A 13342-nucleotide genomic window follows, 5' to 3' on the forward strand; every position below is an offset into this window, starting at 1 on the left:
TCATCCATTAAGTCGAGGGGGAATGTTCTTGAATATACTTTACTTTATGGGATTTTCATTCTTAACTGGCTTAAACTTATTTTTGGGACTAACCCTTGTTCCGCTGCTCTGTTAAGTAAAGTGTGGATTGCTTCATACCCTTTATCCCCTAGATTGGCACTGAATTCATTTACATATAAATTTATATGTGCTTTAGCAACTTCTGGAGACATCTCCTGTGCGTGTTTCATGACGTAATCTTTTGAAGCCTCTGGATGTTTCCATGCATATTGAACTGAGGCACGAATCCAAGAACTTATAGCTTCAAGATTCAGAGATTTATGGGCAATGATAGCTCCGAGTGGAATAGGTAGATCAGTGTCTGATTCCCACCAGTTTCCTAAATCGACCATCATGGTTAAACCATAGGAAGGATAAGTAAAACGTGCTTCATGAATCACTAAGCCAGCATCTATTTTTCCATCACGAACCGCGGGCATAATTTCATGAAATGGCATGACGATAATTTCACCTACTCCACCTTGTACGTGCCCGGCAGCCCACAGTCTAAATAATAAATATGCTGTTGATTTTTCACTAGGAACAGCTACACGTTTACCAGATAACGAAGCGGGATCTTCTGCACTTGCCTCATTGTTAGTAAGTAAAAGTGGTCCACACCCTCTTCCTAGTGCACCTCCACATGGCAAAAGTGCATACTCTGAAAGAGCCCATGGTAGAGCTGCATAGGATATTTTTAAAATATCAGGTTTATTATTTTTTGAAAAAACAATTTTGTTGGTAATGTCAATGTCTGCATAGGTGACATCCAGTTCAGGTGCATCCGGAATAAGGCCGTGTGCCCATGCATGAAAAATAAATGTATCATTTGGACAAGGTGAGAAATATATGTTCAACAGAACACCTCCTGTAGTACTGTACTTGTTTTAGTTAGCCCTTCAAATGCCTCTTTCATACGCCAGGCTTCTCTATCCCGTGGTCCAACTGGGTTAGAAATTGAACGTATTTCTAAAACGGGTATCCCAAATTCATGTGCCGCAGTTGCAACTCCAAAACCTTCCATTGCTTCAACCGCTGCTCCTTTTATTCGACTAGCTAGTTCTACTGCGGTTTCAGAAGTGCCTGTAACGGTTGATAGTGTTAGTATAGGACCAATATGAACCATCATTTTCGTTTTTCCAAGTGGTTCATATACCTTATTCAAGAGGGTAACATCCACATCCACACGAGCAGAACCAAAACCAAGTTCATCTAAACTGCAAAAACCTTCAGCTGTTTCAGCACCTAAATCAGCAGCAATGATTTCATTTGCAATTACGATTGAACCAACCTCAGCACGATCTGCAAATCCTCCACCAATTCCCATGCTAATCACTACATCATATTTAGATGTGCATAAGGCTTTGGTTGTATTGGCAGCCGCAGCTGCTAGACCAACACCAGCTGCAATTACATGAATATTGTCTGTATTATGAAGTCCTTTTAATATCGCTTCTTTTTCTGCTTCAACAGCAGTCACAATAAGAATTTGTTTATTATCCTCAATCATTGAATATCATCCTTATGTTTAATTACTTATCAGGTATGTTCAGAAAATGCTTTTGAATACCTTCTAATCATAAGCATACTTATTATTGGTTTGAAAATCTACCTTTGAGGAATCAGTATGATAAGAAAAAGCTAAATACTAGTATAGTACAATTGTTTATTGTTTTTATTTTTAATCATAATTCATAGTTTTATATATTTTGTGTGGTTTGAATGGAGAAAATATGGTATGATTAACATAAATTGGATATTTATGTTTAAATATTTCAAGGAGGTAGTTATGAACCTTTTTCATATGTTAGCTTCCTAAAATTAATTTAATATATAGAAAGAGGTGTCATTTTAATGAGTAAAAAAAATCTTGTCATGATATTCAGTACCATAGTAGTGTTAGTATTCATTATGTTATTATCTATTCAAAGCTTAAATATTAACGGAAATGAGCAGACACAAGAAGATAAATTAAAAGAAGAGAAAATAACAGACCTGAATATTCAAACTGAAAAAGAAAGTGAACAAACTACGAACATGGATAATGTGGAAATTCAAGTCAGCGAAAATAAAACTCAGCCAGCTTACTCTTATAGTGATGCCATTATTGAATCTGTGTTTGTAGAAACAACTGTGGATAGTGATAATGATGGTAATTTTGATCGGATTCATGCCAATATTATTAGACCAAAGGAGACAGAGGATGGTCTTAAGGTTCCAGTAATATATGAAATTACACCGTATATGTATGGATTAAATCCACTAACTTTTCACGAAGTCAACGTTGAGTTAAATGCTGTTGATGAGAATGGGAAAGCTAAGGGAAGACCTTTTAGTGGACCGGAGGAGTTAGATTTTCCAGGGACTTACGATGATTATTTCGTACCACATGGATATGCTGTAGTCATTGCTGAAGGTATTGGAACTGCCCTATCAGAAGGTTGTCCGACAATTGGTGATGAGAATGAAGTTCTCGCTGCCAGTTCGGTGATCGATTGGCTGAATGGTCGTGCCAAAGCTTTTTCTGAAGATGGACAGCTTGTATCTGCTGATTGGGCAACAGGCAATGTTGGGATGATCGGAATGTCTTACAATGGAACCTTAGATAATGGAGTTGCTGTAACGGGCATAGAAGGTTTAAAAACAATTGTGCCGATTGCCGCAATTAGCAGCTGGTACGATTATTATCGTGCTAACGGTGCTGTTGTAGCGCCAGGAGGTTACCAAGGAGAAGACACAGATATTTTAGCTGATGCAATACTTACGAGGGAAAACCCTGAAGTATGTAATGAAGTTGTTAATGAATTGGAACATACTCAAGATAGAGTAACTGGAGATTATAACGAATTTTGGGATGATCGAAATTATTTGAATGAAGTAAAAAATATAAATGCTAGCGTTTTTGTTGTTCATGGTCTAAATGATTGGAATGTCAAAACAAAACAATTTTCTCAATGGTGGGATGCTTTGGGTAAAAATGATGTTCCACGTAAACTTTGGCTACATCAAGACGGACATAAGAATCCAAAAAGAATACGGGAAAATGAATGGTATGAAACATTACATAAGTGGTTTGACTACTGGCTTTATGAGATAGATAACGGAATAATGGATGAACCGATGGTGGACATCCAGCGTGAAGATTCTACATGGAAGATTGAGGACAATTGGCCAGCAGAAGGTGCTGTTTCTACAACGCTTTATTTAAATCACGATCCGAACATTCAAACTGGAATGGTGAGCCTTCAGTCTTCTTCTAACAATCAAAAAAATTCAATTACATTAATTGATGATCCGATGGTACAAGCTGAAGTATTGGTGGCTAACCCTGAGGAAAGTAACCCTAATCGAATAGTATTCATGACAAATGAACTCGTTGATTCTGTTAGAATTAGTGGTACACCAGAAGTAAGCATACGTGCAAGTTTAGATCAGCCTGTATCAAATCTTACAGCGATATTAGTTGACTATAGCAAAACTTCGTCTAAGATAGTTACACGTGGATGGATGGATCCGCAAAATATAAATGATGTGAATAAATCTAAACCTTTAGATCCAAATCAGAATTATACTTTTACATGGGATATGCAACCTGATGATTATGTATTTGAAAAAGGTCATCGTATTGGAATTGTTTTTATTGCAAGTGATTTTGAATACACATTACGTCCACCAGCAGGCAAGAAATTAACGTTATTTCCAGAAAAGAGCAAAGTTATATTACCTATTGTTGGGGGTAGTGATGCACTAAAATGGTGAGAGAATGTACTTGGGAGCGGGATGAATTTGCCTATAATTAAAACTTCTTTTATTATCGATGCTTCACCCAAAATATGCTTTGATTTAGCTCGAAATATTGAGGTGCATATGATGTCTGCATCAAAAACTAAGGAGAAGGCAATAGCAGGTAAAACAAGTGGATTGATAGAACTACATGAGTCAGTTACCTGGGAAGCCGTTCATTTAGGTATACGTCAAAGATTAACAGCAAGAATTACTGAGTTTGATTCTCCAAATTTATTTGTGGATGAGCAAGTAAGCGGTGCTTTTAAACGATTTAAACATACTCATGAGTTTATATCTTATCAGGGTGGAACACATATGATTGATACTTTTGATTATACTGCTCCTTTTGGTTTAATTGGAAAACTAGCAGATATTCTTTTTCTAAAGAAATATATGTACAAATTCTTAACAACACGAAATGAGACTTTGAAAATGATGGCGGAGGAAGTATAAAAAGAGCAAATGTTAATTAAGAACGATTAGTGAAGTAGAAACAATCATTAAATAATCTGATGTAGCACACTTTTGGGTGTGCTATTTTCAGTTGTCTAAACCTTTGATGCTGTGAACCAGGTTTATAATATTGAGGTTTTTGAAGGGAGGACAAAGAAAATCATATCTAAGGTGGAATTTTGGGATATTCAATTGAGTAGTATAAGAAAAAGATGCCCCTGAAGGAGCATCTCATTATAAAAATCTTCGTTGCATCTTCCCATCCTTATATGAAAACACAACGGATTTCTTTTCGATTTTTGTTTCCAAATGAACATTTTTCCCCCATAATTGCTCTAAATAAGGAAGGGTTCGTTCCGTATATTTTAAGTCTAATTCAAGTCCTTCATACTCATGTTTGAGGTATAATTCTCCGTTATTTTTGAAATTGCCATTTTCTACGACAAGATATGGGAAACCGCCATTGGTTCTAGATGAAACGAGCTGATCTCTAATGTTTTCCCACGTTTTATCTGTGATTTTCCATTCGCGACCTTGTTTTTCGAAAATATAAAGGTCTAGATCCTCAACAAGCTCTTTAGTTAAATAATTTCTAATAAAAGAAGTATCTGAATCGATCTCACGAACCTCAAATATTTTATCTCGATCAAACCGTTTTTCAATGTCTTCGAAAATCTTCAATCCTAGATAATAAGGATTTAAGGTTTGCTGCGATGGCTGAACCACAGAGGAATTTAATTTTGCGAACTCCACTGTTTCCTCAGAGGTTAGATCCATTTCTCTTAGAATGCGTACGTGCCAGTATGATGCCCAGCCCTCATTCATGATTTTAGTCTGAATTTGTGGCCAAAAGTATAACATCTCTTCACGCAACATAGATAAAACGTCACGCTGCCAATCCTCTAAAATAGGAGAGTGTTCTTCAATAAACCACATGATATCCTTTTCGGATTTGCTTGGGAATTTTAAAGCTGTTTTTTCAGATTCATTCTTTTTCTCAGTTTTCTCTTTTTGATTTTTCTCTAAATCCCATAAATCTTCAAACCCCGTTTTTCCTTCTATATTTTTCTCTTTTTGATTTTCTTTCTTACTTTGATCCAGATTATATTTTCTATAAAGACTAGGGTCAACATGTTCCTGTATGGCAAGAACAGCATCAATAAATTTTTCTACATTTTTAGTACCATGTTCGTATTCATATTGATGTATTCTTTCTGCTGTAGAAGACATGCTATTGATCATATCTCGATTGGTATTTGAAAAGTGTGCGTTATTTTTGAAAAAGTCACAATGTGCAAGGACATGTGCAACTATTAATTTATTTTGAATTAAAGAATTGCCATCTAACAAAAAAGCGTAACAAGGGTCAGAATTAATGACAAGCTCATAGATTTTACTTAACCCTAAATCATATTGCATCTTCATTTTATGGAAGGTTTTTCCAAAACTCCAATGCGAGAATCGAGTTGGCATCCCATAAGCCCCGAAGGTGTAAATAATGTCAGCAGGGCAAATTTCATATCGCATTGGGTAAAAATCAAGCTGAAACTCTTTGGCTATTTCAACTATTTCCTCAATTGCATTTTCAAGTTGTTTCATTTCTTCAACATTCAATTTTTTTCACCCCACTTCAGGTTTAGAAAAAAAGTTTTTTAGTGCTTTAAAAACTTCTCCTTTTTCACGAATAATACAATGGCGGAAAGTAGGATGTTTTATATTCCGATATGCTGACATCAATGTGCTGCTTCGATTGTATTGATTTACTTCACCATAACCAAACATGTTGCTTTTTTCTAGCAATTGGCTTATTAATTTTGTACATCTTTCATTATCTGAAGTTAAATTGTCTCCATCGGAAAAATGAATAGGGTATATATTGTAATTTTGAGGTGAATACCTAGACTCAATGATTTCTAGTGCTTTTTTATAAGCTGAAGAACAGATCGTACCTCCACTTTCACCTTTTGTAAAAAATTCCTCTTCTGTAACTTCCTTAGCTTCTGTGTGATGTGCTATAAAGATAATTTCAACATTTTCATATTTTTTCCTTAAAAAGCGAGTCATCCAGAAGAAAAAGCTGCGTGCAATATATTTTTCAAAACTCCCCATTGATCCAGATGTATCCATGATCGCCATGATTAAAGCATTGGACTGTGGTTTTGTGATTTCATCCCATGTTTTAAAACGTAGATCATCAGGAGAAATACCGTGAATACCCGGATGACCTGTAGACGCATTTCGTTTTAAATTTTGTAAAATGGTTCTTTTTTTATCTATATTCGACATAATGCCTTTTTTACGTATATCATTAAATTCAATATCTGTGACTTTTAATAAGTCTTTTTCTTTTTGTTTCAAATAAGGTAGTTCAAGTTGACTAAAGAGCATCGTTTCAAGTTCTTCCATATCAATCTCAACCTCGAAATAATCCTCCCCTGGCTGATTGCCAGCGCCCTCTCCTTTACCAGCACCGGATGGAGATGGTTCCTGACCTAAGACATCTCCTACTTTACTTTCTCCATCCCCTTGACCAACATGTTTATTTTTATTGTAATTAAAACGAAATTTATACTCATCTAAACTTTTGATAGGCACTTTAATGATTTTTTTTCCATTAGATAAAATGATGCTTTCATCTGTAATGAGATCAGGCAGGTTTTGTTTTATAGCTTCTTTTACTTTTTCCTGGTGTCTGGTTTGATCTTGATACCCTTTACGGTGTAATGACCAATCTTCTCTGGAAACGATAAACGATGAACTCAACGTCTCGACCCCTCCTTCCTGTTTATATCAATATATTCAACATACATGGTGTTATGTGAACAAGAATATAAAAAAACATGGAAAGATGGTCTTTTGGCTGAGTGGTCTCAAAGTTACACCTTATGAATTTGAAAATCCCAAAAAACTCTTTCCATAATGGGAAAGAGTTTAGTACAACATCACTTGGGAAGTATTAACTATATTAAAAAAGGTAAAGCTATGCCACTCCATATGAAGAAATAGTACTAGTAGTATAAGTACCTATGATTAGAGAAAGTAAGAGAAGTACAACAATAGCTAAAATAGGAAGTAAATTCAATATGGTGCCAAGGATAGGGAATAGTTTTTTTCTATTTTTGATAAATAGAGAGATAACTCCAATTATAGCTCCAATGATTTGAATGAATAAAACGATCAGTAAAACTAATATTGAAGTAATGAATAAGGGTTGACTAGAAACTAATTCTAGTATTTCCTCTTCTGTGGGTTCAGCTGAAATGATTATATTACTCACTGACATGGATAATAAAATAAACATGACAATTGCCAATACAATACTTATGGTTCCAATAATAAAAGAAGCAATTCCAAGACCCGAATGTTTTATCTTTGTTTCTTGATTGTCAAAAGATATATTCTCATGTTGATCATGTTCAGAATTCATAGTTCACCTCTTTAAAAATATTTATTACATGTATAATAATTAACATCTATTGATAAAAAAATCAATATTAAATAACTGAAAAATCCGTGTTGATTCGATATGATTGCAACTATGATGTCGTTTTCAAGGGAAATTATGTAAGGGATATAGCAGGAATATGTAGATTTGTGGAGAATAGTATTTTAGTAAGCTACACAGATTGACAAAGAAAATGAAAAATTAAAACATTGATAATTTTTTTGAATAATAAAGAAAACTCGCTTTTCTCATTAATATATTTATAAATTAAAATATAAATAGTAGAGGAGTCGGTGTAATAATGAAAAAAGAATTAGAAGCAGGCATAAAAACACAGAGATTTCTTACTATTCTGATATACATTATTCTCGCCAATGTATGGACAATCATGGGCGGTGGGTTTTGGTTATTGTTTTCATTTTCAATTGTTACAATATTCATTCTAGTATCTTTTTATATTAGGGATACCAAAAATACTAAACACATATTAGATCTAGTTATCAAGTCGGAACGAAAAAAAACGGAAGACAATATTAAACAGCTCATTTACTATGATGATTTAACTGGACTCCCAAATCGAAGACTCTTTCAAAAACATTTAGATGAAGTCATTCAGCATATTAAAGCGAAGAAAACAAATTTAGCTGTAGTGACAATAGATATTGATAGATTTAAACTAGTCAATGATTCTTTAGGTCATGATTTCGGTAACATTTTATTAATGCAAATTGCTGAAAGACTAAGCCGATGTATTACAGAAAATGATTTTGTTGCACGAATTGAAGGCGATAAATTTTCGATTTATTTGATTGGTTTAAATAAATCAGAAGAACTTGAATCAAAAGCATTTCATTTAATTCAAGTTATGGAAGAAGTATATACGATTCAAAATCATAAAATTCATATTTCTGCATGTGCTGGCATCTCAGTATATGACCACAATGCGAATGCTGATTTATTGATTAAACAAGCGGATATTGCATTATATAATGTGAAGGAAAAAGGAAAAAGTAATGTACAAATCTATACTACTTCAATGAATAATACTTCTTTGGAAAGATTTAATTTGGAAAATGATATTAGGCGTGCGATTGAAAAAGAAGAATTTGTTTTGTATTATCAACCACAAATAAATACTGATACAAATGAAGTCGTCGGAGTTGAAGCACTCATACGCTGGAATGATCCAATAAAAGGTCTTGTATCCCCTAATCAGTTTATTCCGATTGCTGAAGAGAGTGGAATGATCATAGATATTGAAAATTGGGTGATTAAAACAGCGTGTGAACAAAATAAAGCTTGGCAAAATGAAGGGCTTCCCAAAATTCCGATCTCTGTTAATCTCTCAACCAGACATTTTCTTCAGCCAAATATTGTAGAAATGGTCACTCAAGTGTTAGAAGAAACGGGATTAGACCCTCAATTTTTAGATATTGAAATTACAGAGAGTATGACAGTAGATGTTGATAGAGCTATTACTACTTTGCAAAAGTTAAAGAAATTAGGGGTACAAATCAGTATAGATGATTTTGGTACAGGGTATAGCTCTCTTAATTACCTTAAGAACTTTCCAATACATAAATTGAAAATAGATCGATCATTTGTTAGAGATATTAAAAAAGATACAAACGATGCTGCTATTGTTTCCACTATTATTTCTATGGCACATCATTTAAACCTTGAAGTGATTGCAGAGGGCGTTGAATCTGCAGAACAGCTATCTTATTTAAATAATAAACGTTGTAAAATTGTACAGGGTTACTTTTTCAGTCCACCTGTTACAGCACAACAATTACATGTAAAGTTGTTGAAAAATGACTTTGGTAGTTAGTTATCCAAAGATCCCTGCACGATTTGGGTTCTTTTTTTTGCCCTGTAAAATGATCGGATGTTTTGTTATGGGGTGCATAATAGGTGTTTATCCTCGCACTGTCTTATGAATCTAATCATATATTAGCATCAAGAAAGTGTAAGGAGTTGCATGCCAATGTTTCGAGTTGAACCCATTATAATTGATGATCTGGTTGCAACAGGCATAGAAGTCAAGCTGCCTAAAACTACATTGTTAGTTGTTACTACAAATAAAGGTTATATTATGTGCGGTGCATTGGATGTCGCATTATTAAATGAAAAGCTTAAGGACAGAAATATTATAGCAGGTAGAGCGACAGGTGTCCGTACTTTAGAAGAACTATTAGATGCTCCTATGGAATCGGTCACTTATGGGGCAGAAAAGCTTGGAATTTATGCAGGTACATCAGGTCGTGAGGCTATTCGTAAAATGATGTAAGGTGAAGAGATATCAAGACGCAGGTCTCCAAAGAACCTTTAAAATCACTATCTAGTGGTATTGAAGGTTCTTTATTTGATTTGATAAAAATTCACAATATTTCCATTTTTTATTTTATGATTGTGATATATGTCACATACATGGATCTTATTATAAAGTAAGTTGAATACAGACTAATGGATAGGGAGAGATGTAATATGTTTTGTTATCAATGCGAGCAAACACCATCAGGTGGTTGTAACGTGATTGGTGTATGTGGTAAAAATGAAACAATAGCAAGTTTACAAGATACCATCATATTTGCTTTAAAAGGAATTGCAGCTTATAGAACACATGCTAATCAACTGGGATATATAGATTCTTTTGTAGATGAAACTACACATGAAGCATTATATATGACATTAACCAATTCCAATTTTAATACACAAGAACATATTGATATGGCTATGAAAGTTGGTAAAGCTGCCATTAAAGTCATGGAATTGTTAGACAAAGCCCATACAGATCGACTTGGAATACCAGAACCTGCGAAGGTTACTCAAAATAAAATTGAAGGTAAATGTATTGTAGTTACGGGACACAACTTGTTGGCATTAGAAGAATTGTTAAAACAAACAGAGGGTAGAGGTATAAATATTTATACTCATTCAGAAATGCTGCCTGCTCATGGATATCCTCAATTAAAAAAATATTCTCACTTAAAAGGAAACATCGGAAAGGCTTGGTTTGATCAAAGACGTTTGTTTGAGAAATTCCCAGGGGCCATTTTAGCTACTACGAATTGCGTCATGCCAATTAAAGGTACTTATGCTGACCGATTCTTTTCTTATGATGTAGCAGGTTTAGAGGGTGTTCGTAAAATAGAAGAAAATGATTTTGAACCACTGATAGAAAGGGCGATGGAGTTACCTGAAGCAAACATTAACTCAAATGAAACACTCTCTACTGGTTTTCACCATGAAACCGTAATAGGTCTAGCTCCAGAAGTGATTCAAGCTGTAAAGGATGGTAAAATCAGACGTTTCTTTGTGATTGCAGGTTGTGATGCACCAGGTACAGGCGGAGAATATTATCGCGAGTTAGCTTTGTCTTTACCTAATGATACGGTTATTTTAACAACATCTTGTGGGAAATTTAGATTTAATGATGTAGATTATGGAACAGTCCCTGGTACAGACATACCGAGATATTTAGATCTAGGGCAATGTAATAATTCAGTTTCTACTGTGAAAATAGCCTTGGCTCTAGCAGATGCCTTTGAATGTGATGTAAATGATCTACCAGTAAGCATCGTCCTATCTTGGTTCGAGCAAAAAGCAGTTGCCATATTATTAGGTTTATTTAGTTTAGGGATTCAAGATGTTAGAATAGGACCAAAACCACCTGAATTTATTTCAGAAGGAGTATTAAATGTGCTGCAAGATAAATTTAATTTGAAACTCACAGGTAATGTTCAAGAGGACATGAAAGATATGTTAGTGAACAAAACCGTCCAAACTATTGCTGATCATTAATGAAAATCGTTTTTATCGGAATTACATTATTAACAGGCGACATGAGCGATCCTGTTGAATCACTTCATTGTATGTATTCATTTAGTTTCAAAAAGAACTACAAGTTAAAAGTTCAACTTGTAGTTCTTTTTTTATTAAATAATTTTTTTATTTGATTATTAATGCTTCTGTAAAAAGTCTTACTATCGTTTTTTTATATGTATCACTCGTAATTAAAGATGCAATTTGTTCATCTTTAAATCGTTCTTTTAAAATAAAAGATGTTAAAATACTCGAAAAAAATAGTAAACTGATTGAATCAGATTCAAAAGATTTAATCTTACCTTTTTGTTTCATGATATCAAAATATTTCACTAAAATTTTTCCATTCATATATTTATCCGGAAGGTTAAATTTTTCTCGAAGAATGAATTTAATAATTTGCTTATTTTTGTTAAGCTCTCTTTCAACTATCGTCAAAATTCTAGATAAATCTTCTTCTAAGTCATACACAGCTTCATTCTCTAAATAATTTACGATTAGTGGAAGAGGGGTAGTAATCATATTATTAATATGTTCAAGAATTTTTATTTTCTTACCAAATTGCCGATAAACGGTGAGTTCTTTCACCCCTACTTTTTCAGCAATTTCTTTTATAGATGTTGCTTTATATCCCTTCTCTGAAAATAATTCAAGACTTGCATTGATTATTTTTTCTTTAGTAGATAATTTATCCAAAATCTTTTACTCCTTACTAAATGGGATTATTTTCTTATTATATAGCATCAAATTTATTATTACTACACTAAAATAAAAACGTACAAGCACTTTCTAAACAAAAATGTATAAAAAATATAAAAAAAGACTTTATTGCAAAGAGGGGTTAAGTTATAATAAAATTAAACATTGAGAATCATTGAGAATCATTTGAGAACTATTATAATATAGTTATCATTTTAAAATAAAGGATGTTGGAGGGAACATAAGCAATGAGTAATTCACCAAAGTTTGTCATCGATGGATTAAAAGCGACTATCGAAAACAAAGAGATTTTAAAAGGTATCAATCTTGAGATTAACGGTGGCGAAGTCCATGCTATTATGGGACCAAACGGTACTGGTAAAAGTACATTGGCTTCCGCAATCATGGGGCACCCAAAGTATGAAGTAACAGAAGGAACAGCAACACTAAACGATGAAGATTTACTTGAAATGGAAGTAGACGAAAGAGCACGTGCGGGTGTATTTTTAGCGATGCAATATCCAAGTGAAATCACAGGAGTAACAAATGCGGATTTCTTACGTAGTGCAATGAACGCAAAACGTGAAGAAGGCGATGAGATTTCACTGATCAAGTTCATTCGTAAAATGGAAGGTAAAATGGGTGAACTTGAAATGAACCCTGAATTTATGCACCGTTATTTAAATGAAGGTTTCTCTGGTGGAGAGAAAAAGAGAAATGAAATTTTACAAATGGCAATGTTAGATCCTAGTATTGTGATTTTAGATGAGGTTGATTCTGGTCTAGATATCGATGCTCTGAAAATTGTTGCTGAAGGCGTAAACAACATGCGTAGTGAGGAAAGAGGTTTTTTGATTATCACTCACTATCAACGATTGCTTGACTACATTACACCAGATTTTGTACATGTAATGATGCAAGGTCGAATCGTTAAATCAGGTGGTCCAGAACTAGCAGAACGTTTAGAAAGTGAAGGGTATGACTGGATTAAAGAAGAATTAGGCATTGAAGACGAAACTGTAGGTCAAGAAGAAGAAGAATTTAAAATGCCAATGAATACAACGGCACCTGAGTTCAAATAAGTAGGAGGAATTT

12 protein-coding genes are annotated in these 13342 nt (G+C 34.0%); 6 read left to right on the top strand and 6 right to left on the bottom strand.

What is annotated here, in order from left to right; translation table 11 throughout:
* Nucleotides 1–44 precede the first annotated feature (44 nt).
* Nucleotides 45–896 carry a 1,4-dihydroxy-6-naphtoate synthase gene (locus EPK97_RS14145; protein WP_162037261.1) on the bottom strand — a complete coding sequence of 284 codons (852 nt, stop codon included), beginning with the start codon at nucleotides 894–896 and terminating at the stop codon, nucleotides 45–47.
* Nucleotides 893–1549 (bottom strand): futalosine hydrolase, encoded by a 657-nt coding sequence (locus tag EPK97_RS14150; protein WP_162037262.1) that lies wholly within the window; start codon nucleotides 1547–1549, stop codon nucleotides 893–895. The genes EPK97_RS14145 and EPK97_RS14150 overlap by 4 nt, the downstream gene beginning before the upstream one ends.
* A 344-nt stretch (nucleotides 1550–1893) precedes the next feature.
* Between EPK97_RS14150 and EPK97_RS14155 the strand changes: the two genes are divergently transcribed.
* Nucleotides 1894–3798, top strand: a complete 1905-nt coding sequence (locus EPK97_RS14155; protein ID WP_162037263.1) for a Xaa-Pro dipeptidyl-peptidase — start codon at nucleotides 1894–1896, stop codon at nucleotides 3796–3798.
* 27 nt (nucleotides 3799–3825) lie between these two features.
* Nucleotides 3826–4278: an SRPBCC family protein gene (locus tag EPK97_RS14160; protein ID WP_162037264.1), complete on the top strand. Its 453-nt coding sequence runs from the start codon at nucleotides 3826–3828 to the stop codon at nucleotides 4276–4278.
* A gap of 234 nt (nucleotides 4279–4512) precedes the next feature.
* Here the strand turns inward: EPK97_RS14160 and EPK97_RS14165 are convergent, their stop codons facing one another.
* The 3 genes from EPK97_RS14165 to EPK97_RS14175 all read right to left on the bottom strand — a co-directional run bounded on the left by EPK97_RS14165 (nucleotide 4513) and on the right by EPK97_RS14175 (nucleotide 7705).
* Nucleotides 4513–5892: a SpoVR family protein gene (locus EPK97_RS14165; protein WP_162037265.1), complete on the bottom strand. Its 1380-nt coding sequence runs from the start codon at nucleotides 5890–5892 to the stop codon at nucleotides 4513–4515.
* Between the two features lie 6 nt (nucleotides 5893–5898).
* The gene (gene yhbH, locus EPK97_RS14170; RefSeq protein ID WP_162037266.1) at nucleotides 5899–7041 is read right to left on the bottom strand and encodes a sporulation protein YhbH; all 1143 of its coding nucleotides are present in this window, start codon (nucleotides 7039–7041) and stop codon (nucleotides 5899–5901) included.
* A gap of 217 nt (nucleotides 7042–7258) precedes the next feature.
* Nucleotides 7259–7705, bottom strand: a complete 447-nt coding sequence (locus tag EPK97_RS14175) for a hypothetical protein (protein ID WP_162037267.1) — start codon at nucleotides 7703–7705, stop codon at nucleotides 7259–7261.
* A 319-nt stretch (nucleotides 7706–8024) separates the two neighbouring features.
* Here EPK97_RS14175 and EPK97_RS14180 point away from each other — a divergent pair, with 319 nt between their 5' ends.
* The 3 genes from EPK97_RS14180 to hcp all read left to right on the top strand — a co-directional run bounded on the left by EPK97_RS14180 (nucleotide 8025) and on the right by hcp (nucleotide 11527).
* Nucleotides 8025–9554: a putative bifunctional diguanylate cyclase/phosphodiesterase gene (locus EPK97_RS14180; RefSeq protein WP_162037268.1), complete on the top strand. Its 1530-nt coding sequence runs from the start codon at nucleotides 8025–8027 to the stop codon at nucleotides 9552–9554.
* Between the two features lie 156 nt (nucleotides 9555–9710).
* On the top strand, nucleotides 9711–10013 hold the full coding sequence (locus EPK97_RS14185) for a YunC family protein (RefSeq protein ID WP_160644968.1): 303 nt from the start codon (nucleotides 9711–9713) through the stop codon (nucleotides 10011–10013).
* A 197-nt stretch (nucleotides 10014–10210) separates the two neighbouring features.
* A complete protein-coding gene (gene hcp / locus EPK97_RS14190; RefSeq protein ID WP_162037269.1) occupies nucleotides 10211–11527 on the top strand; it encodes a hydroxylamine reductase in 1317 nt (438 codons plus the stop codon).
* Between the two features lie 147 nt (nucleotides 11528–11674).
* Here the strand turns inward: hcp and EPK97_RS14195 are convergent, their stop codons facing one another.
* Nucleotides 11675–12244, bottom strand: coding sequence for a TetR/AcrR family transcriptional regulator (locus tag EPK97_RS14195; RefSeq protein WP_162037270.1), 570 nt, complete (start codon nucleotides 12242–12244; stop codon nucleotides 11675–11677).
* Nucleotides 12245–12495: 251 nt separating this feature from the next.
* Between EPK97_RS14195 and sufC the strand changes: the two genes are divergently transcribed.
* Nucleotides 12496–13329: a Fe-S cluster assembly ATPase SufC gene (gene sufC, locus EPK97_RS14200; RefSeq protein WP_162037271.1), complete on the top strand. Its 834-nt coding sequence runs from the start codon at nucleotides 12496–12498 to the stop codon at nucleotides 13327–13329.
* Nucleotides 13330–13342 lie beyond the last annotated feature (13 nt).

The sequence above is a fragment of the Chengkuizengella sediminis genome (assembly GCF_010078385.1).
Classification (GTDB): Bacteria; Bacillota; Bacilli; order Paenibacillales; family KCTC-33759; genus Chengkuizengella; species Chengkuizengella sediminis.

Excerpts from the sequence above, each read along its gene's own strand:
- EPK97_RS14155 (WP_162037263.1), top strand. The coding sequence starts at position 1,894 with ATGAGTAAAAAAAATCTTGTCATGATATTCAGTACCATAGTAGTGTTA.
- EPK97_RS14180 (WP_162037268.1), top strand. The coding sequence starts at position 8,025 with ATGAAAAAAGAATTAGAAGCAGGCATAAAAACACAGAGATTTCTTACT.
- EPK97_RS14185 (WP_160644968.1), top strand. The coding sequence starts at position 9,711 with ATGTTTCGAGTTGAACCCATTATAATTGATGATCTGGTTGCAACAGGC.
- hcp (WP_162037269.1), top strand. The coding sequence starts at position 10,211 with ATGTTTTGTTATCAATGCGAGCAAACACCATCAGGTGGTTGTAACGTG.
- EPK97_RS14175 (WP_162037267.1), bottom strand. The coding sequence starts at position 7,705 with ATGAATTCTGAACATGATCAACATGAGAATATATCTTTTGACAATCAA.
- sufC (WP_162037271.1), top strand. The coding sequence starts at position 12,496 with ATGAGTAATTCACCAAAGTTTGTCATCGATGGATTAAAAGCGACTATC.
- EPK97_RS14150 (WP_162037262.1), bottom strand. The coding sequence starts at position 1,549 with ATGATTGAGGATAATAAACAAATTCTTATTGTGACTGCTGTTGAAGCA.